This is a genomic window from Brevundimonas sp. NIBR10 (assembly GCF_027912515.1).
Taxonomy (GTDB): Bacteria; Pseudomonadota; Alphaproteobacteria; order Caulobacterales; family Caulobacteraceae; genus Brevundimonas.
Map to the genome: position 1 here is coordinate 2,391,294 of NZ_CP115464.1, position 24,180 is coordinate 2,415,473.

The window sequence follows — 24,180 nt, forward strand, 5'->3', positions numbered from 1 at the left end:
CCCGGGGGACCATGCGTATGGCAGGAAAGCTGACAGGCAGGCGGGTTCTGGTGACAGGCGCCGCCAGCGGCATGGGACGCGCCATCGCCGAACTCTTTGTTCAGGAAGGCGCCGCGGTGGCGGCCGTCGATCGCAACGTCAATGGCACCACCGCCGTCGCGAGCGAACTCGGCGTGGCGGGGTTCGGCTGCGATGTTACTGACAGGGCGCAGGTCAACAAGACCGTTCAGGCTGCAGCCGAACAACTCGGCGGCCTGGATGGCGTCGTCAACGCCGCCGGAATCCTGGACATCAAACCGTTCGAGCAGCTCCTGCCTGAAAGCTTTGACCGAATGATCGCGGTCAATCTGACAGGCCCCTACAATGTCGTTTACGCAGCACTGCCGTTTCTGCAGGCCAGCCCGTCCGCGACCATCGTCAACATCGCTTCGATCAGCGCCCTGATGCCGATGGCGGGCACGGCGGGATATTCAGCGAGCAAGGCCGGACTGCTGATGCTGACGCGCTGCCTCGGGTTCGATCTCGGGCCCGACATTCGCGCCAACGCGATATGTCCTGGTGTGATCCAGACCGAGATGACGCGTTACCTCTGGGAGAATGCCGAGCATACGGCCCGTGCCGCGGAGCGCGTGGCGCTGAAGCGGCTCGGCCTGACCGAGGACGTGGCGCGGGCCGCGCTGTTCTTCTCGTCGTCGGATTCCGGCTTCACGACCGGCGCGCATCTTCCAGTGGATGGCGGCTTCTCCTGGCAATGATCGACATAAACTCAGACCAGGCTTTCAGGGAATAGACATGGCGCAGGCAGCACGACGCAAGGTTTTGATCACAGGCGCCGCTGGCGGGATGGGGCGAGCCTGCGCTCGCCTGTTCGGTGCGACGCACGATCTCGTGCTGACGGACGTCGTCGCGACGGCCCTCGACGGGTTCGCCGAAGAGCTGAAACGCGACGGTTACACGGTCGCTGCGAGTCTGGCCGGAGATCTGTCGGACGACGAGGTTCTGGCCGCTCTGGTCAGCGAGGTTTCGGGAGATGCGCCCTTTACCCTGCTGCACACCGCGGGGCTGTCGCCTGCGCTGGCCGATTGGCGCGCCATCATGAGCGTCAACCTGATCGCGACGGAAAGGCTGCTCAACGCGATCGAACCTGTCCTGGCGCCCGGCTCGATCGGCATCGTGATCGCCTCGGTCGCCGGCCACATGATGGCTGGCGTGCCGGAGGTCGATGCCCTGATGAAGGATCCATTGGCTCCCGACTTCCTGGACCTGATCCAGCCCTTCGTCGAACAGATGGGGCCCATGGCCGGCGGGACCTCGGGTATCAGCTACACAATGAGCAAGCGGGCGACTCTTGCGATCTGCGAGCGCCGGGCTGGGGCGTGGGGCCAACGCGGTGCCCGCATCGTCAGCATCTCGCCCGGCATGATCCTCACACCGATGGGTCGCCAAGAGATGGAAAAGACGGCTGGTGCTGCGCAGATGGCCGACATGGCGCCGGCGGGTCGCGCCGGGGTGGCCACGGATATCGCTGCCGCAGCCTGGTTCCTGGCAAGTGATCAGGCGAGCTACATCACCGGATGCGATCTGAAGGTCGATGGCGGTGCGACGGCCTTCGTCAAATCCATGATGGGTGGGTGATGACTATCCTTCGCTGGACGGCGATCGTGATCGGCGGCCTTGCCAGCCTGCTCATCGTTGTCGGGGTCATCGCCGTCGGCCTGCTCTTCGTCCAGGCCAAGCAGAAGCCGGAGGGGAGGCCGCAGTATGTCGCGCTCGGCAGTTCGTTCGCTGCGGGGATAGGCCTGGGGAACCGGATCAAGGGATCACCGATCGTCTGTCAGCGCAGCGACAGCGGCTATCCGGCCCAGCTTGCGCGATTGAGGAACCTCGAACTGGTCGACATGACGTGCTCGGGGGCGACGACGACCCACGTGGGTCAGGGCGGACAGGTGTTTCTGGGGCCCCAGATCGATGCGGTCGGTCCTCAGACGGAACTCGTGACCCTGACGGCGGGAGGGAATGACATCAGCTATGTCGGGGATCTGGCGCTGGGGGCCGGCAGCCGCTCGAAATCCATCGCAGGCTGGTTCATGCGGCGGATCTGGTCAGGCCCTAAGGCGGAAGGGGACCGTGACTACGCCAAGGTCCACGACGACCTGGTCTCGACCTTGCGCGAGATACGGCGTCGGGCACCGCGCGCCCGTATCGTCGTGCTGACCTATCCCCAGATTGTGCCGCCCGGTGATGCCTGTACCACGCTTCAGCTGCCCCAGACCGAGGTGGATGCGATGCGCGAGGTCGGAGACCGGTTGGCGACGGTCACCAGACAGGCGGGCTCTGACGCCGGCGTCGACGTCATCGATATGCAGGCCCTTGGCGCCGCTCACCACGCCTGCAGCGCTGAGCCGTGGGTGAATGGCTGGGTGGATGCCAAGAACACGCCGTTCCATCCCACACTTGAAGGCGCAAGGGCGATGGCGCAGGCGGTGAACGACCTCCTGGACGGGAAGGCGACGGCGTCGTGATGGCCGAGGCCTGCCCCTTCAGCTTCAACTTCGATGCGACGACGTTCCAGGCCGGAGACTGTGTCAGCTACCGCGTCACGGGCTCGCTTTCCGGAATGCCATTCGTTGGAACGCTGGTCGAAGTCCACCCCGAACATGTGCTTCTTCACGACGCGAGTGATCCGGGAGGGACCATGCGTGCCACGCGCGAGAGCCGGCCTGTCGTCGCCGAAGAAGACCTAGCCTGACAACCGACCGGCGCGACAGTTCGACGCGAAACGATACCTATCCTTCAGGCTGCTTCGGCACAGTCGCGAGCTTCGGGACGTTCGTCGGGTCCATGCCCCAGCCGAACAGGCGGAAGTTCTGTGTGTGGCAGAGGTGGTGCAGCGAGAAGGCGGCGTCGATGGCGTTGGCCTGGCCCTGGGTGTCCAGGGTCTTGTTGACGGCTTCCTTGGCCAGCTTCAGGGCGAAGCTGGGCTTGAGCGCGATCTTCCTCGCCATGTCGAGCGCGAAGTCGGGCAGGGCGTCGCGTTCGACGACGTGGTTCACCATGCCGAGCCGATGCGCCTCGTCGGCCGTCCAGGCGTCGGCGGTGAAGAGGAACTCCTTGGCCTTGCGCGCGCCGAGTTCCCACGGGTGGCCAAACCACTCGACCCCTGAGACGCCGAAATTGACGACGGGGTCCGAGAACAAGGCGTCCTTGGATGCGACGATGATGTCGCACACCCAGGCGAAGATCAGGGCGCCGGCGATACATTTGCCCTGGACCGCGCAGATCGTCGGCTTGGAGATATTTCGCCAGCGCCGGGCCGTCTCGAGGTAGCCTTCCTTTTCGGAAGCATACCAGCCGTGAGTGCCGGGCTCGTTGAATCCGCTCCAGCCGCTGACGCGCGGGCTGCGCTCCTGCATGTCGGCCTGGTACATCTCGACCGTTTCGGCGATGTCGTGCCCGGCCGAGAAATGCTTGCCGTCGGCGGCCAGGATGATGACCTTGACGCTGTCGTCGGCGAGGGCGCGGCCAAAGGCGGCGTCGATCTGGAAGATCATCGTCGGATTGATGGCATTCATCTTGTCGGCGCGCGCCATGACGATGCGAGCGACGCCGGGAGCCGGGTCTTCGTAGCGGATGAGGGGTTCGGTCATGCTTCGAGTTCCTTGGCGATTTTGGCCGCGCGCAGGCGCAGGACGTCCTTCTTGACCTTGCCGGAAGGCACGCGCGGCAGATCGTCCACGAGCACGAGATGCTCCGGAAACTTCTGTCTGGCGAGACCGGCGCCGGACAGGAATCGGCTGATGTCGGCCATGTCTACGTTCCAGTCTTCCTTGGGGATGACGAAGGCGCAGCCCTTTTCGCCAGTCTTGACGCTGGGCATGGCGACGATGGCGACCTCGGCGATGCCGGGATGGGTGTAGAGGAGGTCTTCGACTTCCTTGGGGCTGATGTTCTCGCCCGATCGGATGATGATGTCCTTCTTGCGCCCGGTGATGACGAGGTAGTCACCATGCACCCGACGGCCCAGGTCGCCCATGCGGAAGAAGCCCTCGTCGTCGAACTGGCCCTCATTGTCGGCGGGATGCAGATAGCCGACGAAGAGGCCGGGGCCGCGCGCGAGGATTTCGCCTTCCTCGCCATCGGGCACCGGTTCATTTCCGGCCGGATTGACGATGCGAATTTCGGTCGGATAGAGGATTTCGCCGTCGGTCTCGGCCCCCAGATTGGCCAGGCTCTTGTCCCTGATGCCGAGGGTGGCGCAGGTCATCTCTGTCGAGCCATAGACCCGGAACATCAGGCATCCGGGAAAGGCGTCGCTGGCCTCGCGGATCAGCCCCGGTGAGACCGTCGTGCCGCCGCAGAAGAACAGCCTCAGGGATTCAACGGCCTTGGGTCGCGACCGGGCCGTATCCAGCAGCTGTTGCAGGAACGGCGTGGCACCACCGGTCACCGTGCAGCGGTTGGTCTCGATGCATTTAAGGCCGTCGTCGGCCCCCCAGACGTCGAGCAGAACGCTCTGGCAGCCTCGGACCCATGGCATGTCAAAAGCCCAGAAGGCGCCGGTGATGTGGCTGATCGGGGAGGGCATGAAGACCACGTCGTCGGGCCCGATGCCCCAGGCCTCGCCCATCGACCGCACGCGGTGATCGAACCCATGATGGATGTGCAGGACACCCTTGGGTTTGCCAGTCGTGCCCGAGGTGTACATCACCATCATGACAGACGCGGCATCGACGACGGGCAGGTCCGCCTCTGCGGCCGGAGCGTGGGACACGACTTCGTCCCAGGTCAGGTCGCCGGCACCACGGACGACGATAACGTCTTGCAGCGCGGGCAGCAGTTCGCGCAACGCGCCGAGCATCTGTCGGTGATCGTGCTTGCGGAACACGTCGGGGATGAAGATCAACTTCGCGCCGCAGTCCGCCAGAATGTAGCCGAGCTCTGACTCGCGGTAGATCGGCGGAATGGGGTTGATGACGATCCCGGTCATCCGCGCGGCCAGAGCCAGAACGGCGGCCTCTGTCCAGTTGGGAAGCTGGAAGGCGACGACGTCGCCGGGTTTCAGGCCGCGCGCCAGGAAGAAACCGGCGACCCGCAAGGCTTCGTCCCAGGCCTGCCCACGTGTCAGGCGGCTGTCGCCTTCGATCAGAAGGGTGCGGGCCGGGTCTTCGGTCACGGCTGTCCGCGCGGCATCGACCAGGGTGGTCGAGCGCCAGGCCCCCTCGCTCAGATAGCGGTCGGCCTGGGCTTGCGGCCAGCGAATGGTCCAGCCGCTGGGATCGGTCTTCAGCACGCTCATGGGTGGGTCAGCCGCTCAACGTCCTGCTTGGTCATACGCTTGTCGAGCGGACGGAACACGATGGCCATCCAGCGATCGGGGTCGGCGTGGGGCAGGGTGGCCAGCGCATCGGTCAGGCTGGTCAGGCCCTGCTGCTCGTCGTCCAGTTCGATGACGAGGCCTTGGGAGTATTTGCGGCAGTTGCCCCGGATCTGCTCGTCGGCGAGCGTCAGGTACTGTGCTGCGCGGACGCCCGGCAAATCGGCCAGCCGAGCCAGACCGCCATGCAGAAGGGATTCCGCAAAGGCCTCGGTCTGGCCCTCGGCCGCATTGTAGAGCCCGAAAACGATCGTGTGGAGCGAGGTCGAATCCGTCGTCGAGCGAGCCGCGCTGCGCACCTCCGCGCGACGCCACATGGTCGGAGGCTGGACCGTGTCCATGTTGATGGCGGGACTGATCGGCATCTCGGCTGACCCCTTGACCTTTGCCAGTTCGGCCAGCGTGAAGGCTGGATCGTCGAGTTCCCAGATCATCAGATAGTCGTGGACGCCGGAAGGCCACGGTCCGCCGGCCCGGCGAAACCGCTGGCCCGACAGGACGCCGGGTGTTTCGACGCCGTGGATCAGGTGGCTGCCGCCATACCATTCGTCGAACTCGGCCTCCATGCCGGGCGTGGGGTTCGACAGGACGAGTTGGAGCGCATTGGACATGGCGGGACTCCCTATCGCGCTCGGGGCAGTTCGAGGAGACGATCCGCCGTGATCTCGCGCTGGATCTCGCTGGTGCCGCCCGAGATGGAGAAAACCCAGCTCCACAGATAGTCATAGGTCCAGGGGTGCTCGGTCCTGTCACCGTTGAACTCGAGGAAGGACCAGCCGAGGATCTCGCCGACCGTCTCGCTCAGCGCCTTGTGGGTGCCGGTGACGAGCAGCTTCATCAGCGAGCCCTTCGGGCCGGGATCGCCGGTGCGGTCGCTTTCAGTGATATGGGCCAGGGTCATGGCGCGTATGGCCAGAGAATCAGCTTTCAGGGAGGCCAGGCGCTGGGCGATGCCGTCATCTTCGATGGCGAAGCGGCCGTCCTCTAGGCGGGTCTTGCCGGCCAGGTCGATCGCCCTTCCGACGCGTTCATAGAGTTCCAGCTGATCACCGATGAAGCCCAGACCGCGTTCGAAGGACAGGGTGGACAGGGCCGTCGACCAGCCCTTGTCGATCTCGCCGACGACGTTGACCAACGGGATGTGGACGTTGTCGTAGAATACGGTGTTGACGTGTTCGTCCATCAGCATGGTGCGGATCGGCTTGATGTCTATGCCGGGCGCCTTCATGTCGCCGATCAGCCAGGTCAGCCCTTTGTGCCTTTCTGACGCGGGATCGGTGCGGATCAGCAGTTCCTGATAGTCCGCGTACTTCGCGTCGGTCGTCCACATCTTGGCGCCGTTCACGACGATGTCGTCGTTGCCGACGTCGCCCCGCGTCTTGAGCGAGGCCAGGTCCGAGCCCGCATTGGGCTCCGAGAAGCCCTGACACCAGAGCGCCTCGCCCGAGAGGATCTTGGGCAGATGGAAGGCCTTCTGCGCGTCTGTGCCGCGCGCGATCAGGGTCGGCCCGGCATGCATCAGGGCGATATAGGTGGTGTTGATATAGTGAGGCGCGCGGGCGCGGGCGAGTTCCTCGTACCAGATGACCTGCTGCAAGCCGGTGAGGCCCAGGCCCCCGTATTGCTTTGGCCAGGCAACGCCCGCCCAGCCGTGTTCATACATCTTGCGCTGCCAGGCGCGGTCGAAGCTCGCTGCTTCCGCGCCATGAGCCGGGCGGGGCTGTTTCGGCACGGCGTCCACGAGCCAGGCGCGCGCACGTTCGCGGAATTCACGGTCGGCCTCGGAGTATTGAAGGTCCATGCTTTAAACCTCTGCCTGGGCATGAAGCAGGTTGGCTAGCAAGGGACGTTTGGCGCCGAACAGCTTGGCCAGCAGCAGGGCATGCTTAAGGTAAAGGTGGGCCGTGTGCTCTTCGGTCACGCCGATGCCGCCATGAAGCTGGATATTGGTGTCGGCGTTGGCCACCGCAGCCTGGTTGGCGAGGTGTTTGGCCGCGTCGAGGTGCACGCCGGCATCCCCGCGTCCCTCCTTCAGGGCCGTTGCGGCGTACCAGAGTTGCGACCGGGCCGCTTCGATGCGCAGCGCCATGTCTGCACACGGATGGCGAACCGCCTGGTACGACCCAATCTTGCGCCCGAACGTTTCGCGGATCTTCGCGTAGGCGACGATCTGGTCCAGCGCCGCTTCGCCAAGGCCGATGAGCATCGCCGCCACGCCCAACTGGCCCATTCGCCAGACATGTTCGCCTGAGGCGGTGGCTACGGCGGTCGTCGGCAGGCTCGTGATCGATCGCATGGGGGTCGCTGGGTCCAGGGACGGCCGTTCGTCCGCTTCCGTCTCGCCCAGATGAAGAAGACGCGATCCGGTTGGAGAAACGTCCAGGGCATAGACCGCGTCAGGAGAGCCGAGGAGACGCAGTCCTTGACCGACCGCGAGCACGACACCGGTACTGCCTGAAAGCAGATCGGCGCGTGCGGTATCGTCCATGTCCAGGAGGACGGCGAGACATTGCGCGAGCACGTCAACGGGACCGCATTGACGTCCGACCTCCCGAAAAAACAGGGCAAACTCGACAGGCGAAAGGCCGCTGCCTGACTTCTCTTCCGACAGCGCCAGGGCGAACCAGCCCATTTCGCCGACCGTGAGACGCAGGGCCGCGCTCGATTGGGGGGCGGCGCCGTGCAGGCGTGCAATAGGCATCACCTCGGCAAGGAAGCTTGCTGCCGCATCCGCGATCTCGATTTCATGGCCGTCAGGCGCGAGGAACATACTGTGCTCCCGAACGCGCAAGGCGAAGTTCAGCCATAGATCCCTGTTCCCTCGTAGCCTCCCTTCCTAAGGAGGCGTCCAAGCTTAATGCAACAGCTGAGGTACATTAATCGAGGTTGGCAATGATCGGCGGCGAAATGCCCGCCCGAGCGATATCTGTCAGCCGGCGAAATATGTGTCCGGCACGCCTGCATAGCCTGGCCGCAATGCGAAGATGCCGCCGTTGGCCTGACGGCCCTCCTCGCCGATCCGAAGTTTGGTGGAGGTGACGTAGAGGGTCCTCATGTCGGGACCGCCGAACGCAGGCTTCGTCGGATTTGAGAAGGGCAGCGGTATCTCAAGATCCAGGGCTCCGTCCGGTGTGTAGCGTCGCAGGGCACCCGCGCCGACGACTGCCAGCCAGTAGCCGCCGTCCGTATCGACGGTCGCGCCGTCGACGAAGCCGAACCCGGGCTCCAGGGTCAGAAAGGTGCGGCGATTGGACAGTCGTCCCGTAGCGGGATCAAGGTCGAAGGCGTGGACCTCGCGCTTCGGCGACGGGTGGGCGTACAACGTGAGTCCATCCGGGCTGATCGCAAGGCCGTTGGCGACTGCAACCTCCGGGACGACCGGAATGAGGCGGTCGCCGTCGAGCCGGAAGTAACCCGCGTCGGAGGCCGATCGATCCGCTGGGTAGTGGTGATCGAAGCCGCCGGTCCACAGTCGGCCCTGCCGGTCGCATTGGCATTCATGCAGGCCGACATGAGGGGGCAGCGGCGATGCGACGCGCAGCGACAGGGCGCCAGAGCCAGGCTCGAAGTCGTACAGGCCATCGCTCAGGGCGACGAGCAGGCCGCCGGAAGACTTGAAGACAAAGCCACCGGTCCGTTTTGGCATCGGCCAGAAGTCATGAGCGTCCGTCTCCGGCGACCAGCGATGGATTTCGGCGGGCTGCTCGCAGTTCACCCACCACAGGGCCTGTTCGCCGACCGACCAGACCGGGGTCTCGCCCAAGTGGTTATCGGCGTCGAATGCGCGCACGACCTCGACGGATTTGATCATTTCACGAACTCCGAGGTCGCGCCGTCGAGGGTGCCGAGCGGCATGGCTCGCGCGCCATCCCGGGCTATGGAGACGTCCTTTTCAAGATAGTGGCGGATGGCATCGAGCGTGGCTTCGGGCTGGCCGCCCCGCCCAAGAAGCCGCAATGCCGTGCTGCCGGCGCTTCCCCGACTCAGGGTCTGTAAGGCGGTACCGAGGTCCAGGCCTTGGCGATCCACGAGACGCAGGGCATCACGGGCGATGGCGATATTGGCCGCGAACATCAGATTGTTGATGACCTTGAGAGTCATGCCTGCACCGACCGGCCCGAGATGGGCGATGTGATCGCCATAGCTTGACAGAACAGGTCGCGAGCGTTCGAGAGCCTCAGCATCTCCGCCGACCATCAGCGTAAGCTGACCGCTGGCGGCCTCATCGGGCCCTCCGCTGAACCCAGCGTCAAGTACGGCGATGTCGGCACGGAGCGCGGCGACCTCCTGCGCAAAGTCAGGGCTCACGGTACTGTGCAAAACAAGGATGGAGCCGGTCGGAAGGGCCGACAGCACACCGCCGTCAAGGACCACCTCGCGGACCTGGACCTCCGAGAACAGGGTGACGCAGGCCACTTCGGCATAGGCGGCCGTCTCTAACAGATTGTCTGTGACCGGAATGCCGGCGCTCTTAATCTCAGCCAATTCGCCCGGGCGTCTTGCATAGCCCCTGACACTATGGCCCGCCTTTGCCGCAGCGAGCGCCATCGGCCTGCCCATCGCTCCCAGCCCGATCCACGCGACCCGCATATGTCAACCCTGCTCTGCCTGCGTCTAGCTACTCGGTTTGGTCGGAGGCGCGAGGCGGCGGGCGTCGATATCATCGCCACGATGTTCTGGGACGGACTTCTCGCGCGCGATGCTCGGGGTGGTACAGCGAATGTCCAATTGACCGCGGAGGCAGCCGGTGACGGATCGGTACGACTATATCATCGTCGGGGCCGGATCGGCAGGCTGTGCCCTGGCCAATCGACTGTCCCAAGACGCGTCCAACACCGTGCTTCTGATCGAGAGCGGACCTGTCGACAAGAACGCCATGATCCATATGCCCCGCGGGCTGGGATTGATCCTGAATCCCGGCAGCAAGGTGATCTGGGAGTACCAGGTCCAGACGGGGGGCAACGGACCGACCGAACGATGGTACCGGGGCCGGACTCTGGGCGGATCGAGTTCGGTCAACGGCATGGTCTATATGCGCGGGGCTCCGAGCGACTACGACGGCTGGGCTGCGGCGGGATGTGATGGCTGGGGCTGGAAAGACATCGGACCCAAATTCGTCGAGCTCGAGGATCACGACCTGGGCAAGGGGCCCTGGCGAGGGACAGGCGGCCCGCTGCGCATCACGACCCATCCCAAGGGAGAGCCTCTGTTCGAGGCGATTATCGAGGCCGGAACCCAGATGGGCGTGCCTCGCGTGGTCGATGTGAACGATGTTGAAGCGGTCCGGGCCGGCGGCATTGGCTATCAGCCTACAACCCGGTTCGGCGGCCAACGCTTTAGTGCGGCGCGGGCTTTCCTCGAGCCGGCGCGAAAGCGCTTGAACCTGACGGTGGCCACCGAGACGGATGTTCTCCGTGTTCTTTTCGAAGGTGACCGGGCCGTGGCCGTCCAGGTTCGCGATTCCGCAGGGGAACGGCGCGTGGAGGCCACCTGCGAGATCATCCTGGCCGCCGGCGCGTTCCAGACACCCAAACTACTGCAACTCTCGGGAATCGGTCCTGCCGAGCTCCTCAAGTCGGTAGGGGTCGAAGTCGTGGTCGATTCGCCTGACGTCGGAGGCAATCTACGGGAACATCGTCACGTCGATCTGCGCCTGAAGGTGAAAAGTGGCAGCCAGAATCCCCAATTGGGCGGGCTCGCCGCCGTGTGGTCGATGCTCAAATACCTGTTCCTGAAGAAGGGACCGATGACCCATGCGGCGCACGAGGTCGGCGGCTTTGCGAAGTCGGACCCTGCCCTGGACCATGCCGACCTTCAGTTCGGATTGATGACGGTCTCCGCAGGCAGCAACGGCAAGGACGAGGACATCGCCCTCGATCCTTATCCCGGCATCACCCTCCTGGCCTATTTCACCAGGCCGCAGAGTCAGGGGGAGGTGCGGATTCAGTCGGCCGATCCCGATGCGCCATTGTCGGTCAATATGCGCCACCTCAGCGCCGAGATCGATCGAAAGACCTTTGTCGCGGCCTTTCACTGGCTACGGCGCATGGCGGCTCAGCCTGCGCTGAAAGATTGGGTCATCGACGAAATCTATCCGGCGGGCCTGGTCGAGACCGACGACGACATCCTCGCCAACGCCATGACCCTGGGGGGAACCTGCTTCCACAGCGCGGGTACGGCGCGGATGGGGGCCGATCCGCGCTCGGTGGTCGATCCTCAGTTGCGCGTGCGCGGGGTACAGGGGTTGCGGGTCGCCGACACCTCGATCATGCCGACGCTGATTTCCGGCAACACCAATGGGCCTGCCATGGTGATCGGTCTGCGGGCGGCGGACTTCATCCTCGCGGATCGAGACGCCTAGGGCCCTGACCCTTCCGGCAAGACCAGCCGTCGACGTTGCCGAAAGCCGTTCATGACCGAAGCGGACAAATCACAAAGCCTTCTGGCCCCTCTGGGAGTGCCGGTCTTTAGACGTATCTGGCTCGCCAGCCTGCTGTCGAATTTCGGTATCCTGATCCAGGGGGTCGGGGCCGCCTGGAGCATGAGCCGGCTGACGGATGACGTCACCATGGTGGCCCTGGTCCAGACTGCCCTGATGTTTCCCCTCATGCTGATCGCCCTGCCGGCAGGCGCGATCTCGGATATGTTCGATCGGCGCATCGTCTGTATCGTCGCCCTGATTGTAGCATTGGTCGGAGCGGTCGGTCTTTGCGTCGTCACGGCCATGGGCCTTCTAACGCCGCTGATACTGCTCGTCTTTTGCTTCGTCGTCGGATCCGGGATGGCCTTGTTCGGGCCCGCCTGGCAGGCGTCCGTAAGCGAGCAGGTTCCTCCCGAAGCCCTTCCGTCGGCCGTGGCTCTGGCCGGGATGAGTTACAATGTGGCGCGCAGTTTCGGGCCCGCGATCGGTGGCGTGATCGTCGCCTCGGTCGGGGCCATCGGTGCCTTTGCGGTGAATGCCGTCTTCTATCTGCCGATGCTGGTTGTGCTGCTGGTGTGGAAACGGCGACAGGAACCACCTCGCCTGGGGCCGGAAACCTTCTGGCGCGCCATGGTGTCGGGCATCCGATTCATTCGCTACTCGCCCTCCCACCGCATCTTCATCCTTCGCACGGTGGTGTTCGGGCTCGTCGGGGGCGTCATTCCAGCTCTGATGCCGCTGATCGCGAGCGAACTTCTGAACGGAGGCGCCCCGGTCTATGGCGTTCTTTTGGGAGCGTTTGGTCTCGGCGCTCTGCTTGGCGCTGTCCTGTTGCCGTGGATACGCGCCCGCTTCTCGACCGAAATCTGGAGTCGGCTTGTCGCCATGATCGTCGGTGCCATGGTCATCTGCATTGCCTTCAGTCGCAGTGAAGCGATCACCCTGGCGGCTCTATTGATCGCCGGCGCGGCCTGGACGAGCATCTTGACGCTGTTCACGATCTCGATCCAGGTTGGCGCGCCCCGCTGGGTGGCCGGAAGGGCGCTGTCCATCTTTCAGGCGACGATCGCAGGGGGGGTGGCCCTGGGCGCCTGGGGATGGGGTGAATTGGCAGATCAGGTCGGGGTCAAGGAAACCCTCGCGGTCGCAGGGGCGCTGATGATCGCATCAACGCTGGTCGGGCTTGTTCTACGGCTACCGGAGATGGCGACCGCCGGGGCCAACGAACCTGCGAACCGAGAGGACCAAACCGTACTGCTGGATCTGACGCTGCGGAGTGGACCCATCGTCATCATGGTCGACTACGACGTACCCCAAGCTAACGCGCGACCCTTCTACGAAGCGATGCAGCGCGTCCGGCGATCGCGCCAGGCGTCCGGAGCCTATGGATGGTCGCTGTCGCGTGACATCGCAGATCCCACCCTGTGGACGGAACGCTTTCACAGCCCGACCTGGAACGACTACCTGCACCTGAGTCAGCGGGTCGTTGGGGCCGGGGTCGATCTGCTGGACCAGAGCCGAAGCCTGCTCGACCCGACGTCTACGCCGCGTGTACGGAGAATGCTGGAGCGGCCCGCCGGGTCGGTGCGATGGAAAGATGAAACGCCTGACCGCGGCGTCGATATCGGTCCTTCAGGCAGCGCCGGCGCTCCCTGAACCAAGGCGCAGAGGAGCTCACAGCACGGTCGTGAACGCGGTCAGGTGGCCAGAGGCGTCGATTGAAACGCGACGACGCGCCATCGGCCTTGGTCGTTTGTCCATGCCGACATGACCCTGTTGTCCAGCTGCTTACGGACCCCTTCGACACTGACGACAGACGTCATTCGTCCCGTGAGGAGGGCCGCGTTCGCGGCAAGCGGCGTCACACGATCCTCGCTCCAGTCGATCGAGACATAGGTGATCCGCCCCATCGACATCTTGGCCAGATAGGTGGCCTTGTCATCCACCGCGCCCGTGGCGTGACTGAAATGGAGGCGACCGTCGAGGATGGCGTCCAGCGCCTGACCGTCGTTCGCAAGCATTGCCTCGCATCGCGCCCGTTCTGCAGCCAGGACCGCTTGTTCGATGTCTGTGCTCATTTGACGGTGACGTGAAGCTCGTTCCAGCCCCATTGGAAGCTGGACGGATGCCGCACGGCCTTGTCCATGTCGAACTCGAACTCGGGAACGCGCCGCAGGAAGGCATCGACCATGGTGCGGATTTCCATCCTGGCGAGGTGGACGCCGATGCAGAAATGCATCCCAGCGCCGAACGACAGGACGCGGGGAACCGGACGGTTCCAGCGGAACTCATCCGGCTCGTCGAACTCGCGCTCGTCCCGCAGCCCTGACGCGATCATGGCGAACGCACGCTGGCCGGGGCGGATGCTCTGGCCAGCGACAGTCACCGGCGTGTTGCAAGTCCGCATGAACCACTGGGCGGGGGCGCAATAGCGCAGCATCTCCTCGACCACCTTGGGTACATTGGCTTCCAGATCGGCCCGGACGGCGGCCATCTGCTCGGGCCGGGCATTGAGCTCCATCAGGCCATGGGCGGTGATCTTGGGCACAGTCTCGATACCGCCGATGAAGGCGCAGACCAGTTGGACCGCGACTTCGCGAGGTGTCAGCGCCCGACCCTCGAACCGCCAGTTGATCATACCGTCGACCATGGGCACGCTGCCGTCGGCCCCGGCGGCGAAGCGCGCCTCGACATAGGGTAGGTAGAAGTCGATCGCCTGCGCCGCGACGGCGGCCGAGTCGAAGCCGCCCTTTTCCGGGTCCGTCCGCGTACCGGAATTTATGATGGCGAGGGCTTCGCCGGCCAGTTCCAGTGGCATTCCCATGAGATTGCAAAGGACGCTGGCCGAGACGATGCCGCCATAGTCGCGGCTGAGATTGAAGGTCTTTTGCGGAAGCAGCAGGTCCAGCCGCTCGTTGGCGAGATCACGGACGAAATCGGTCAGGCCTGCGACATGCCGTGGCATCATCGGGCGGACATGGGCGCGACGGACCTCGCCATGGACGGGAAGACCCATTCGCATGGAGATCGGAAAGGGATCCGTGACAGGAGGCGGCAAGGCTGCGGCGTTGTGGGCGGACAGAACGGCTGGCGTCGGCAGGGAACCCTCGCTCTGGAGGAAGCTGTTGTCGACGTGGCTGAGAAGCTCGAGGACGTCCTCGAAACGCGAGAAGAAGAAGCCGTCGTACTTTTCCATATAGAGCACCGGATGGTCGCGGCGCAGAGTCTTGTAGAAGGGCAGGGGGTCGTTCATCACCGCCGGCGAGAAAGGGTCGTAGTCGGCTGCGCGAAACGCTTCGGCGCCCATGGCGTCAATCTCCTGGGGGATCGTCAGAGCGACCTCTCGTGCCGCGCAGTCGAAGGGCTAGAGCGCCGCTCCGAGGCCTGTCAAACCTCCGCCCCGCGATACCGGTCAGGCGATGCCGCCTGGCTTTGCGACCTAGGTCGCGGCAGCGGGTTTCGGCGTCATAACGCGATACGGCTTGAGCGATGCAAACAGGGCCGCGGCCGCCAGGCACATGGGGAAGGCGGCCAGAAGCACCGGGCGGTAAGATCCCGAGTGATCGTAGACGAGGCTGACAACCCACGGACCTGCGCCACCCGCCAGGGTGATCAGGGCACCGATGACGCCGAACAGCAGACCAAAGCGATCCAGGTCGAAGTATCTGGACGTCAGGTAGGCCACCAGGTCCAGTTCGGCACCCAGGGTCAGGCCCAGCAGGATGACGCCCGCAAAGGCCATGGGCATTGACCCGGGAAATGCTAGCAGAAGAAGACTGGCCCCCATGGGAAGGCATACGCTGACCGCCGCCAGCACGCGGCCATCGAACCGATCCAGAAGATGGCCGACGACCAGACGGCCCGCGATTGAAGCGATGCCGAGAGAGGCCGCGATCTCGGCGGCATGAGATCGGTCGATGCCGTTCCAGGTCAGCACCGGCACCAGATTGACGACCAGAGGCACCACGACCGACGCGATCAGGAAGCCGCCCAGGGCGATCTGGACAAAGCTCCGAGACCAAAGCACGGACAGGCCTCCTGAGGGGGGCTTCGCCCTTTCTATCTTTCCGGCCTTAACCGCCCGCCTGTTCACGTCGATCTGGCTCGTGAAGAAGAACAGGATCATCGGGATGGCGATCAAGCCCCAAAAGACAGCGAGCCCGACGAACGCGCCACGCCATCCGAATTGTTCGATCAACTGGTAGGTCAGGACCGGGGTGATCAGCGACGCCAGGCCGCTGCCGCACAGGGTTATCGCGAACGCCAGGCCACGGCTCGCGTTGAAAAAGCCCGATACGCCGGCGGTCCAGACGGTCGGCTGCACGAAGGCGTTGATGGCCGCCAGCAGCACCCAGAACGCCCACCAGGATCGGATGTCGGACGTGATCTGGGACAGGAGGGCCGTCAGGATGGTGATGACGACAGCGCCCATCAGGCCCACCCGGCGAGGCCCGAACCGGTCGATCGCCAACCCGATCATCGGGCCCGTCAAGATGGTGGCGAATCCGGCGAGAGCCGGGCCGAAGGAAATGTCGCCGCGCGACCATCCGAAGTCGGCCTCGAAAGGGGCGATGAACAGGCCGACCGAATAGATGTTGATGGTCGATATGGCGACGCCCGTCGTCGCCGCCGCTACGACCGGCCAGTTGGCGCGCCATTCCGCACGGGTGCTACCGAGCCCGGCGGCCTTGATTGGGCCCGTCTGTACTTGATTTTCGGAAGCGGCCATTGACGCGGATGTTCCCAAGACACGGACACGGCAGACGATTGGCCGCGGCCAGCGGCAGCCGCGACACCGTCATGCAACACCGGATGGCCAGTGATTGCACGACGTCGGCCAAGGGCATCGCCGTGGCGGATTTGCCGGCCGCTCGATTGACCCCCCTTGGGCCCGCGCATAGCCAGAGGCTGGCAGGATCGTGGGAGTAGCTGGAATGGCGGACAAGCTGGTGGTGGAATGGCCGCTGTGCGACGGCAACGGAGTCTGCACCTTCGAGGCACCCGAACTCCTTGAGATTGACGACGACGACAACCTGATCGTGCTTCGAGATGAACTGACCGAAGCGGATAGGCCCAAGGCCGAGGCCGCCGTCCGCGTCTGCCCCAAACACGCCCTGCGGATCGAGCGCCAGGGATGAACCGGTGACCTGCGACGGACTGGAAGCGGAACTGCGCACCGTCGTCGGGGAGGACCATGTCCACATTGGCGATGCGATCGGCGAACGCTACCGCGTGGACGTGTCGCGAAAGTATCAGTCTCGACCGGTGGCCCTGGTCAAACCCGCCAGCACGGACGAGGTCGCCGCCATCGTCAGGCTGGCGAGCCGGCGGGGGCTTTCCATCACCGTCGTGGGGGGGCAGAGCGGCACGGTCGGTTCGGCCGTGCCTGCGGACGGCGGGATCGCCTTGTCGCTGGAGCGGATGAGCCGTGTCGTCGAAATCGACCCCCTTTCGATGACCATGACCGTCGAGGCGGGCTGCATCCTGCAACTGGCTCAGGAAGCGGCGGAAGTCCGAGGCGCATTCCTGCCCCTCGACCTCGGTGCCCGGGGATCGGCGACCATCGGCGGGGTGATCGGCACCAATGCCGGTGGTAACCGGGTCATCCGCTGGGGCATGATGCGGGACATGGTGATCGGGCTGGAGGTCGTGTTGGCCGACGGTACGATCGTGTCGTCCCTGACCAAGATGCTCAAGGACAACGCCGGCTATAACTGGAAGCATCTCCTGATCGGCAGCGAGGGGACGCTCGGCATCGTCACCCGGGCCGTGCTGAGGCTGCGGCCTATTCCGACCTCGCGCCAGACCGCCCTGATCGCGACCGAACGGTTCGAGGACGCCATCATCGCGATGAGGCGGCTCGAGGTCGCGCTTTCGGGCAAGCTGTCGTCGTTCGAACTGATGTGGAGCGATTTCTACGCGGCGATGACCGAGGCGCAGTCGTCGCAACGTCCTGCACCCATGGCTCCAGGCCATGGATTCTACGCGCTTGTCGAGGCGATGGGGGGCGACGCGGTCGCCGACAACGAGCAGTTCGAACGGGTCCTGATGAGCCTGATCGAAGAGGGGTTGGTCGCCGATGCGATCATCGCCCAGTCCGATCGCGAGCGGGAAAACATCTGGGCGGTGCGCGAGGATATGACGCCGGGTTTGACGCCCTTGCGTCCCTTCTGCGCCTACGACGTGAGCATGGGCATCGCCGATATGCCTGCCTTCGTGGCGGCGGCGCGTGCGGGTCTGGCCAAGGTCTATCCCGACGCCAGTGTCCTGTTCTACGGCCATGCCGGCGACGGGAACCTGCATGCGATCGTCAGCCGTGGCTCCATGGACACCGACATCCAGCGCGGTTTCGACACGGCGATCTTCGACGCGGTGCGTGACGTCGGCGGTTCGATCGCGGCGGAGCACGGGATCGGCGTGTCCCGCGCGCCCTATCTGTCCTGGACCCGTTCGCCAGCGGAAATCGATCTGATGCGGACATTGAAGGGCGCGCTTGATCCAAACCGCGTCCTGAATCCCGGAAAATTGCTCGACGCGATGTGAGGTGGCCATGACCGATCGTTTTCAGGGCAGGGTTGCGATCGTCACGGGCGGAGCCACCGGCATCGGCGCGGCGATTGTCGCGCGCCTCGCCAGCGAAGGCGCTCAGGTCGTGGTCGCCGACATCAAGGCCCCGGAGCCCGACGCGGCCGGTAGTCTGTTCATCGCGACGGACGTCACGGACTCGACCCAGGTCACCGCGATGGTCGCCGAAACGATGAGCCGCTTCGGGCGGCTCGATATTCTGGTCAACAATGCTGGGATAGGCGTGCTTGCCGAGACGCCGGATCTGTCCGAAGCGCAATGGGAACGGGTGTTCGCCGTCAATGCGACGTCAGTCTATCGCACCTGTCGGGATGCGATCCCGGCGATGCGGCGATCCGGCGGCGGAGCCGTGGTCAATATCGCCTCGGTCTCGGGCCTCTTGGGTGACTATGGGTTCAGCGCCTACAATGCGTCCAAGGCGGCGGTGATCAATTACACCCGCTCACTGGCCCTGGACTGCGCCCGCGACGGCATCAGGGTGAATGTGGTGTGCCCGGGGGCTATAGGCTCCACCGCCATGGGCGTAGGCACCCATGGTAGCCAAGCGGATCGCCAGGAATGGCTGGACGGCATTCCTATGGGGCGCGTGGGACAACCGCACGAGGTTGCCAATGTCGTGGCCTTTCTCGCATCCGACGAGGCCTCGTTCGTGACCGGCGCGACCTTCGTGGTCGATGGGGGCAGGATGGCGCATAGCGGGCAGCCAAACATCATCGCCCAACAACGTCGTCGGCTGGAGGCGACCGCATGAGCGACGCCGCCAACTCCTCCCGGCCCCATCCGGTGTTCCAGGCGATCATCGATGCCTACGCGGCGGCCAACCGGCCCTTTCTGCATCAGGTGTCGCCGACGGTCGCCCGCGAGATGTTGCGCGCCTCCATGATGGCGGCGCCGACACCGGCCGGCCTCGTCGGACTGGAGGCTGTCGTCGATGCCGTCGTCCAAGGCCCCAATGGTCCCATCCCGGTCCGTCGCTATGTACCTTCAGGTCCGCCGCTGGGCGTCTGCGTCTATCTTCATGCGGGCGGCTGGGTCATCGGCGACCTGGATTTCTCGGATACGACATGCCGACGCCTGGCTGCAGCAAGCCAGTGTGAGTTCATCAGCGTGGACTACCGGCTCGCCCCTGAGCACCCCTTTCCTCAGCCTCTGGACGACGCCTATGCCGTCCTCGAATGGGCGGCGGCGTCCCGGCCCGGACCTCTGCTCGTAGTCGGCGAGAGCGCGGGCGCCAATCTGGCGGCCGCCTGCGCCATCCGGGCACGCGATTGCAACGGCCCCAGGCTGGTCGGCCAAGTCCTCGCCTACCCGGTGACGGATCACGATTTCACGACCGGCTCCTATCAGGAGGTGGGCGAGCGGAACTGGCTGCTTTCGACAGCCGACATGCGTTACTTCTGGGACCACTACGCACCGTCTGGGGTTGATCGCTCGGATCCGCTGATCTCGCCGCTTCGGCTGACGGATCCCGTCGGCCTTCCCGCCACGTTCGTGGCCGTTGCAGAGCTCGACCCGCTGCGCGACGAGGGTCTGGCCTATGCCGACCACCTGGCACAGGCGGGGATCGCGGTCGCGACGCGGTGCGACGCCGGCATGGTGCACGGCTATCTGGGCGCCGCGGGAGCCATTCCGCTGGCTGCCGAGGCATTGGCAGAGGTGTCGCGATGGATACGAAGCGCAGCCGGGGAGGCCGGCTGAACGTTCAGACGTCGATCCAGCCCCGCGAAGCGTGCGAAGCGTAGAGGGCGTCGATCAGGCGCTGGATTTCGGCGGCGCGGCCAAAATTCGGCATGGCTTGGCCGGTTCCCCGGATTTCGGCGACGACGCTTTCGAAGACGCGGGCGAGCGATAGTGTCTGGCCACCATTCATCATGTCGGCGGCGGACGGTTCGACGCGGCGACCCGCAACGCTCAAAAGCCGATCGGGCACGACTACCTCGGAGCCGGTCGGAACCATGCTGATCGGTCCGGTCGAGGCGTAGAGCTTGGCCGTGGAGATGCTGGGATAGAGCAGGGCGTCCAGTTTCAGCCTGCCCTTGCTGCCGAACACATCCAGGGTGAAGCCTGGGCTGTCGGCGGCGGTCCAGGAGGTTCGCATGGAGCCCATGGCACCATTGGCGAAGCCGAGCAGGGCGTGGCAGGTGTCGTCGGTTTCGGCGGCACGCGGGCCCTCGCCCGGGACGTTCCAGGTCTTGAGCTGGGTCTCCATCCGGGCGACGACGGAGGTGATGGGGCCGTTCAGGTACCGGAGTGCGTGCAGGATGTGGGAGCCGTGGTTGCGGGTCACGCTGACGCCTAGGCCCGCCTTGCCGAACCACAGATAGGGAAAGCCCGGCATGATCTCCAGGAAGAAGGATAGCTGGAAGGCGGTGTCGATCTGGAAGACCTCGCCGATCTCCCCGGCGTCGATCATCTCCTTCATCAGGGCAAGATGGGGCAGCCCCGCCAGGCTGGAGGCGGCACCACCGACCACGCCGGCGTTCTGTTGAAGCGCGGCGAGGCGGTCGGCGGCCTCGCCCGAGGTCGCGAACGGCATGTTGTTGACGACGTGCTTGCCGGCGCGGATGGCGGCCGCGACCATGGACTCGCGCAGGATCGGGCTGCTGCCGACGTCGATGATGTCGATGTCGGGGTCGGCGCACATCGCCTCGAAATCCCAGAATGGCCGCGCGATCCCGTGTTGCGCGACCGCGGCCTCGGCTGTCTCCTGGCGGGAGGTGCACATGGCGGTGACCTCGACGTCCGGGATCAGTCGCCACGCCGGCAGATGTCCCATGGCGCCCCATTGGGCGCTAATGATTCCGACTCTCAGGGGCTTTGTCATGTGCGCTCTGCGTTCCATGGTCTTGTTTGCGACAGGCTTTGGCCAACCCGCTCTCGTCGTGGCGCTAGCCGATCGCGACCATGTCGACATGCAGCCGCGTCAATTTCGACGCCGAGATCTTCCAGACCCCGTCAAGGCGCCGAAACCGGTCGTGATAATGGCCGAAGCCCGAAAGAGAGGGGCCCTGCGGTCCGAACACGACCCGATCCTGCATGGCCCAGATGCCCTCGGCGGTGTCTCCGTTGATAGTGATCTCGGGACAATGGACCTGATGGACAGTGATCGCGGGCAAGACGAAAGACATGGCCATTCCGAGGGCCTCCGTCCGGCCCTTGATCGGCGGCGGGCCGCCGGCCTCCGAAACATCCAGCTCGTAGTCTTCGGTGAACAGATCGCGCCACGCATCCCACTGTTTGGTGTCCATGAGGCGGCAATACCGCGCCTTGACCTCGCAGATGGCGATCCAGTCCTGAATGTCGGTCATCGTCGTGCTCGCATGGTTGCTGGTCGATCGCGACCTTGCCTATCGAGTTGAAAGGCGGCGGAGAGCGCTTGGCTGCTCGATTATCGACTCACCATGCGAGGGCGACGGAAGTTCTGTCAGCAGCGCACTTGCCTCTCGGCGCGTGTTTCGCCGGGGCGAACTTTGCTTCTCGGCGATGTTTAAATGGCTGCGTCGGCCATACGGTGGAGCCTGCAGGATTTTTGGCCGGGTTCCGCCGAAAGATCCGGTTCAACAGGAGACAAGAATGGCGATCGACGGCGTGTATGAAGTCACCGTGAAGTCACCGATGGGGGACCAGAAGGCGGTCCTGACGGTCAAGACCGACGGCGCGACCTGGACCGGTTCCCAGGCCGGACAGATGGGAACCAATGAGATCACTGACGGAACGATCGAGGGCGACACGATCCGGTGGGTGACCAAGATGACGTCACCGATGCCGATGACCCTGGAGAACGAGGCCACGATCGATGGCGACGCCATTGCAGGCTCGGTGAAAGCGGGCGCGTTTGGCACATTCCCACTTTCAGGAACGAGAACCGGCTAAGCGGGAGTCAGGCGGAGAGGATCATGCGGATCGTGTTTGCGGCGCGCGTCAGGGCGGCTTCATGCCCTTCGGCGGCGATCCGCGGGCCGATAATTTCCAGATCGAACCAGCCATTGAACCCTGCGGCCACGATTTGAGGCAAGAGCCGGCCCAAGGGGATCCCGCCATCGCCCGGCACAGCGCGACAGGGCAGGGCGCGGTCCCCCATCACGTAGTCGCTGACCTGGACGACGGCGCACAGGGGAGCGGCGGCTCGAATGGCGGCGTCGATATCCGCATCCATCCAGCAGGCGAAAAGGTCTATGCCCAGATGAATGCCGGCCTGTTTTGCCAGTGAGACCGTGTCCGCCAATCGATGGGCGATCGAGACGTCGGCATAGAGATGCGACGTGGGTTCGATCGCCAGCTTGATCCCGACCTCACGAGCACTTTGTGCGCAGGGCGCGATGGCCTGGGCGAACATTTGGGCGGCGTCGGGCCAGTACAGGTGTTCGCGCCCCCCCGTCGTCATGGTGATGGAATCGGCTTGGATCTCTTGTGCGAGACGCAGGGTTGCTAGCAGCCGCTCCCGACCGGCCTTTGCCAGTTCCGGTGTGGCGTAGGCAAAGGCCCGGTGGGTGAAGGTGGCTACGGACAGTCCCACGTCGTCAAGCAGTCGGCGAGCCTGCGCGGAGCCGAACTCCGTGACTTCCTCGAGCGTCGGGCTGATCGCGTTCAGGCCCAGGCGGACGACCTGATCGACATGGACGTCGAAAGGAGCGGGCGCGAGGCTGAGCGTGTTAACCGAGATCATAGGGTGCATCGCAAGCTCCAACGGAGCTTGGTTCTTGCCAATGCATCGAGGTCGTTGCAATCGATGATCTGCTTGAGGAAAATGTCATGACGAAGTCTGTTCGCTGGACCCTGCGGCCCGAAGGCTCGAACTGGGGCGATTTCGGTCCGGACGACCAGCTTGGTCGACTGAATCTGATCACGCCGGAGCGTCGGCGAGCGGCCGCCCAGGAGGTCCGCGAAGGCTTGGCGTTCTGTCTGTCCTTGCCGCTCGACTGTCCGCGACACGTGGAACTGCATCCTCGCCGAAAGCCGCCCGAGTTGGGGTTTTTCCTGCGAGGCGAGGATCCGACGCTGAACTATCCGATGTCGCGCGTGAACCCGGATCAGGACGATGTGGTCTGTGACGACAAGGCGCTGATCAGCCTTCAGTTCTCGACCCAGTGGGACAGTCTTTGCCACATCGGCGCGCTGCATGACGCCCATGGCGATGGATGCCGCGAAGCGACCTATTACAACGGTTTTCGGGCTAACGATCACATCCATGGACCCGTCGATTATCTCCGGGATCGGCGAGCCTGCGACGGCCCGTATGGTGCAGGGGCCCTGGGTATTGAAACCATGGCCGAAACTGCCTTGCAGGCGCGCGGGGTCATGGTCGATCTGTTCAGCCATGTCGGCCTGGAGCGAGTGGCGGTGGGCTATGACCCGCTAATGCGCATACTCGAGGCGGACCGGACCTCGGTCGAGGCCGGAGATGTTCTATGCCTGCGGACAGGTTTCGATCGCGCGCTTCTGGGACGCTACAGCGATCCGTCCGCGCCCTTCGATCAGCATCGGTGTTCGGGGTTGGACGGTGCAGACGAGCGGTTGCAGCGATGGATCGATGACAGTGGCCTCGTCGCCATCCTGTCGGACAATGAGGCGGTGGAGCTTTTGCCGCCCTCCAGTGTGCCGCACGGCCACGGCACGCATATTCCCCTGCATCACCTGTGCCTGTTCAAGCTTGGCATCCCATTGGGCGAGCTGTTCCTGCTGTCCGACCTGGCCGACTGGCTCCGGGCACATGACCGGTCACGCTTTCTGCTGACCGCACCGCCGCTTCGTCTGCCCGGCGCGGTGGGATCTCCCGTGACCGGTGTCGGGACGGTCTGAG

Annotated in this window: 25 protein-coding genes; 12 read left to right on the plus strand and 13 right to left on the minus strand. The window is 64.6% G+C overall.

The features are described 5' to 3' along the window. Nucleotides 1–17: 17 nt before the first annotated feature. The 4 genes from O5K39_RS11720 to O5K39_RS11735 are packed head-to-tail and all read left to right on the plus strand — an operon-like array spanning nt 18 to nt 2,749. Entirely contained in the window at nt 18–755 is a 738-nt protein-coding gene (locus tag O5K39_RS11720; RefSeq protein ID WP_271143806.1) for an SDR family NAD(P)-dependent oxidoreductase, read from the plus strand. Between the two features lie 37 nt (nt 756–792). Next, the gene (locus O5K39_RS11725; protein WP_271143807.1) at nt 793–1,635 is read left to right on the plus strand and encodes an SDR family oxidoreductase; all 843 of its coding nucleotides are present in this window, start codon (nt 793–795) and stop codon (nt 1,633–1,635) included. After that, entirely contained in the window at nt 1,635–2,522 is an 888-nt protein-coding gene (locus O5K39_RS11730; protein ID WP_271147149.1) for an SGNH/GDSL hydrolase family protein, read from the plus strand. The genes O5K39_RS11725 and O5K39_RS11730 overlap by 1 nt, the downstream gene beginning before the upstream one ends. Further along, nucleotides 2,519–2,749 (plus strand): hypothetical protein, encoded by a 231-nt coding sequence (locus O5K39_RS11735; protein ID WP_271143808.1) that lies wholly within the window; start codon nt 2,519–2,521, stop codon nt 2,747–2,749. Before O5K39_RS11730 ends, O5K39_RS11735 begins: the two co-directional genes overlap by 4 nt. Nucleotides 2,750–2,786: 37 nt before the next feature. Here O5K39_RS11735 and O5K39_RS11740 read toward each other — a convergent pair whose 3' ends face one another. The 7 genes from O5K39_RS11740 to O5K39_RS11770 all read right to left on the minus strand — a co-directional run bounded on the left by O5K39_RS11740 (nt 2,787) and on the right by O5K39_RS11770 (nt 9,964). Then, the gene (locus O5K39_RS11740; RefSeq protein WP_271143809.1) at nt 2,787–3,647 is read right to left on the minus strand and encodes an enoyl-CoA hydratase; all 861 of its coding nucleotides are present in this window, start codon (nt 3,645–3,647) and stop codon (nt 2,787–2,789) included. Continuing rightward, entirely contained in the window at nt 3,644–5,296 is a 1,653-nt protein-coding gene (locus O5K39_RS11745; protein WP_271143810.1) for an AMP-binding protein, read from the minus strand. The genes O5K39_RS11740 and O5K39_RS11745 overlap by 4 nt, the downstream gene beginning before the upstream one ends. Beyond that, nucleotides 5,293–5,985 carry a hypothetical protein gene (locus O5K39_RS11750; RefSeq protein ID WP_271143811.1) on the minus strand — a complete coding sequence of 231 codons (693 nt, stop codon included), beginning with the start codon at nt 5,983–5,985 and terminating at the stop codon, nt 5,293–5,295. Before O5K39_RS11750 ends, O5K39_RS11745 begins: the two co-directional genes overlap by 4 nt. 11 nt (nt 5,986–5,996) lie before the next feature. Continuing rightward, complete coding sequence (locus tag O5K39_RS11755) at nt 5,997–7,175, minus strand: acyl-CoA dehydrogenase family protein (RefSeq protein ID WP_271143812.1); 1,179 nt, start codon at nt 7,173–7,175, stop codon at nt 5,997–5,999. A gap of 3 nt (nt 7,176–7,178) precedes the next feature. Next, on the minus strand, nt 7,179–8,144 hold the full coding sequence (locus O5K39_RS11760; RefSeq protein ID WP_271143813.1) for an acyl-CoA dehydrogenase: 966 nt from the start codon (nt 8,142–8,144) through the stop codon (nt 7,179–7,181). 159 nt (nt 8,145–8,303) lie between these two features. Beyond that, nucleotides 8,304–9,185: an SMP-30/gluconolactonase/LRE family protein gene (locus O5K39_RS11765; RefSeq protein WP_271143814.1), complete on the minus strand. Its 882-nt coding sequence runs from the start codon at nt 9,183–9,185 to the stop codon at nt 8,304–8,306. After that, on the minus strand, nt 9,182–9,964 hold the full coding sequence (locus O5K39_RS11770; protein WP_271143815.1) for an NAD(P)-dependent oxidoreductase: 783 nt from the start codon (nt 9,962–9,964) through the stop codon (nt 9,182–9,184). Before O5K39_RS11770 ends, O5K39_RS11765 begins: the two co-directional genes overlap by 4 nt. A gap of 157 nt (nt 9,965–10,121) precedes the next feature. Here O5K39_RS11770 and O5K39_RS11775 point away from each other — a divergent pair, with 157 nt between their 5' ends. Both O5K39_RS11775 and O5K39_RS11780 read left to right on the plus strand, forming a co-directional pair. Continuing rightward, nucleotides 10,122–11,735 (plus strand): GMC family oxidoreductase N-terminal domain-containing protein, encoded by a 1,614-nt coding sequence (locus O5K39_RS11775; RefSeq protein WP_271143816.1) that lies wholly within the window; start codon nt 10,122–10,124, stop codon nt 11,733–11,735. A gap of 51 nt (nt 11,736–11,786) precedes the next feature. Continuing rightward, nucleotides 11,787–13,451, plus strand: coding sequence for an MFS transporter (locus O5K39_RS11780; protein ID WP_271143817.1), 1,665 nt, complete (start codon nt 11,787–11,789; stop codon nt 13,449–13,451). Between the two features lie 41 nt (nt 13,452–13,492). Here O5K39_RS11780 and O5K39_RS11785 read toward each other — a convergent pair whose 3' ends face one another. The 3 genes from O5K39_RS11785 to O5K39_RS11795 form a co-directional block, all read right to left on the minus strand. Further along, nucleotides 13,493–13,906 (minus strand): nuclear transport factor 2 family protein, encoded by a 414-nt coding sequence (locus tag O5K39_RS11785; protein ID WP_348637106.1) that lies wholly within the window; start codon nt 13,904–13,906, stop codon nt 13,493–13,495. Further along, nucleotides 13,870–15,102, minus strand: a complete 1,233-nt coding sequence (locus O5K39_RS11790) for a cytochrome P450 (RefSeq protein ID WP_271143819.1) — start codon at nt 15,100–15,102, stop codon at nt 13,870–13,872. The genes O5K39_RS11785 and O5K39_RS11790 overlap by 37 nt, the downstream gene beginning before the upstream one ends. Before the next feature lie 132 nt (nt 15,103–15,234). Beyond that, entirely contained in the window at nt 15,235–16,524 is a 1,290-nt protein-coding gene (locus tag O5K39_RS11795) for an MFS transporter (protein ID WP_271143820.1), read from the minus strand. Nucleotides 16,525–16,729: 205 nt separating this feature from the next. Between O5K39_RS11795 and O5K39_RS11800 the strand changes: the two genes are divergently transcribed. Genes O5K39_RS11800 through O5K39_RS11815 form a run of 4 tightly spaced genes read left to right on the plus strand, consistent with a single transcriptional unit; the run spans nt 16,730 to nt 20,078 of the window. After that, nucleotides 16,730–16,933: a ferredoxin gene (locus O5K39_RS11800; protein ID WP_271143821.1), complete on the plus strand. Its 204-nt coding sequence runs from the start codon at nt 16,730–16,732 to the stop codon at nt 16,931–16,933. A 4-nt stretch (nt 16,934–16,937) separates the two neighbouring features. After that, nucleotides 16,938–18,338 (plus strand): FAD-binding oxidoreductase, encoded by a 1,401-nt coding sequence (locus O5K39_RS11805; RefSeq protein ID WP_271143822.1) that lies wholly within the window; start codon nt 16,938–16,940, stop codon nt 18,336–18,338. 7 nt (nt 18,339–18,345) lie between these two features. Then, nucleotides 18,346–19,131: an SDR family NAD(P)-dependent oxidoreductase gene (locus O5K39_RS11810; protein WP_271143823.1), complete on the plus strand. Its 786-nt coding sequence runs from the start codon at nt 18,346–18,348 to the stop codon at nt 19,129–19,131. Further along, entirely contained in the window at nt 19,128–20,078 is a 951-nt protein-coding gene (locus tag O5K39_RS11815; protein WP_271143824.1) for an alpha/beta hydrolase, read from the plus strand. The genes O5K39_RS11810 and O5K39_RS11815 overlap by 4 nt, the downstream gene beginning before the upstream one ends. Before the next feature lie 4 nt (nt 20,079–20,082). Here O5K39_RS11815 and O5K39_RS11820 read toward each other — a convergent pair whose 3' ends face one another. Continuing rightward, entirely contained in the window at nt 20,083–21,294 is a 1,212-nt protein-coding gene (locus O5K39_RS11820; RefSeq protein WP_348637107.1) for a Gfo/Idh/MocA family oxidoreductase, read from the minus strand. After that, a complete protein-coding gene (locus tag O5K39_RS11825) occupies nt 21,269–21,688 on the minus strand; it encodes a nuclear transport factor 2 family protein (RefSeq protein WP_271143826.1) in 420 nt (139 codons plus the stop codon). Before O5K39_RS11825 ends, O5K39_RS11820 begins: the two co-directional genes overlap by 26 nt. 265 nt (nt 21,689–21,953) lie before the next feature. Here O5K39_RS11825 and O5K39_RS11830 point away from each other — a divergent pair, with 265 nt between their 5' ends. Beyond that, a complete protein-coding gene (locus O5K39_RS11830) occupies nt 21,954–22,253 on the plus strand; it encodes a hypothetical protein (RefSeq protein ID WP_271143827.1) in 300 nt (99 codons plus the stop codon). Nucleotides 22,254–22,260: 7 nt separating this feature from the next. On the opposite strand, the gene O5K39_RS11835 is transcribed toward O5K39_RS11830, so the two are convergent. After that, nucleotides 22,261–23,055, minus strand: a complete 795-nt coding sequence (locus tag O5K39_RS11835; protein ID WP_271143828.1) for a TIM barrel protein — start codon at nt 23,053–23,055, stop codon at nt 22,261–22,263. A gap of 77 nt (nt 23,056–23,132) precedes the next feature. Here O5K39_RS11835 and O5K39_RS11840 point away from each other — a divergent pair, with 77 nt between their 5' ends. Continuing rightward, the gene (locus O5K39_RS11840; RefSeq protein ID WP_271143829.1) at nt 23,133–24,179 is read left to right on the plus strand and encodes a cyclase family protein; all 1,047 of its coding nucleotides are present in this window, start codon (nt 23,133–23,135) and stop codon (nt 24,177–24,179) included. Nucleotide 24,180 lies beyond the last annotated feature (1 nt).

Coding starts and splice junctions, on each gene's coding strand:
- O5K39_RS11725 (WP_271143807.1), top strand. CDS start 793: ATGGCGCAGGCAGCACGACGCAAGGTTTTGATCACAGGCGCCGCTGGC.
- O5K39_RS11840 (WP_271143829.1), top strand. CDS start 23,133: ATGACGAAGTCTGTTCGCTGGACCCTGCGGCCCGAAGGCTCGAACTGG.
- O5K39_RS11800 (WP_271143821.1), top strand. CDS start 16,730: ATGGCGGACAAGCTGGTGGTGGAATGGCCGCTGTGCGACGGCAACGGA.
- O5K39_RS11810 (WP_271143823.1), top strand. CDS start 18,346: ATGACCGATCGTTTTCAGGGCAGGGTTGCGATCGTCACGGGCGGAGCC.
- O5K39_RS11750 (WP_271143811.1), bottom strand. CDS start 5,985: ATGTCCAATGCGCTCCAACTCGTCCTGTCGAACCCCACGCCCGGCATG.
- O5K39_RS11740 (WP_271143809.1), bottom strand. CDS start 3,647: ATGACCGAACCCCTCATCCGCTACGAAGACCCGGCTCCCGGCGTCGCT.
- O5K39_RS11780 (WP_271143817.1), top strand. CDS start 11,787: ATGACCGAAGCGGACAAATCACAAAGCCTTCTGGCCCCTCTGGGAGTG.
- O5K39_RS11745 (WP_271143810.1), bottom strand. CDS start 5,296: ATGAGCGTGCTGAAGACCGATCCCAGCGGCTGGACCATTCGCTGGCCG.
- O5K39_RS11765 (WP_271143814.1), bottom strand. CDS start 9,185: ATGATCAAATCCGTCGAGGTCGTGCGCGCATTCGACGCCGATAACCAC.
- O5K39_RS11755 (WP_271143812.1), bottom strand. CDS start 7,175: ATGGACCTTCAATACTCCGAGGCCGACCGTGAATTCCGCGAACGTGCG.
- O5K39_RS11820 (WP_348637107.1), bottom strand. CDS start 21,294: ATGTCGACATGGTCGCGATCGGCTAGCGCCACGACGAGAGCGGGTTGG.
- O5K39_RS11790 (WP_271143819.1), bottom strand. CDS start 15,102: ATGGGCGCCGAAGCGTTTCGCGCAGCCGACTACGACCCTTTCTCGCCG.
- O5K39_RS11815 (WP_271143824.1), top strand. CDS start 19,128: ATGAGCGACGCCGCCAACTCCTCCCGGCCCCATCCGGTGTTCCAGGCG.
- O5K39_RS11795 (WP_271143820.1), bottom strand. CDS start 16,524: ATGGCCGCTTCCGAAAATCAAGTACAGACGGGCCCAATCAAGGCCGCC.
- O5K39_RS11835 (WP_271143828.1), bottom strand. CDS start 23,055: ATGCACCCTATGATCTCGGTTAACACGCTCAGCCTCGCGCCCGCTCCT.
- O5K39_RS11720 (WP_271143806.1), top strand. CDS start 18: ATGGCAGGAAAGCTGACAGGCAGGCGGGTTCTGGTGACAGGCGCCGCC.
- O5K39_RS11825 (WP_271143826.1), bottom strand. CDS start 21,688: ATGACCGACATTCAGGACTGGATCGCCATCTGCGAGGTCAAGGCGCGG.
- O5K39_RS11770 (WP_271143815.1), bottom strand. CDS start 9,964: ATGCGGGTCGCGTGGATCGGGCTGGGAGCGATGGGCAGGCCGATGGCG.
- O5K39_RS11760 (WP_271143813.1), bottom strand. CDS start 8,144: ATGTTCCTCGCGCCTGACGGCCATGAAATCGAGATCGCGGATGCGGCA.
- O5K39_RS11785 (WP_348637106.1), bottom strand. CDS start 13,906: ATGGGGCTGGAACGAGCTTCACGTCACCGTCAAATGAGCACAGACATC.
- O5K39_RS11830 (WP_271143827.1), top strand. CDS start 21,954: ATGGCGATCGACGGCGTGTATGAAGTCACCGTGAAGTCACCGATGGGG.
- O5K39_RS11730 (WP_271147149.1), top strand. CDS start 1,635: ATGACTATCCTTCGCTGGACGGCGATCGTGATCGGCGGCCTTGCCAGC.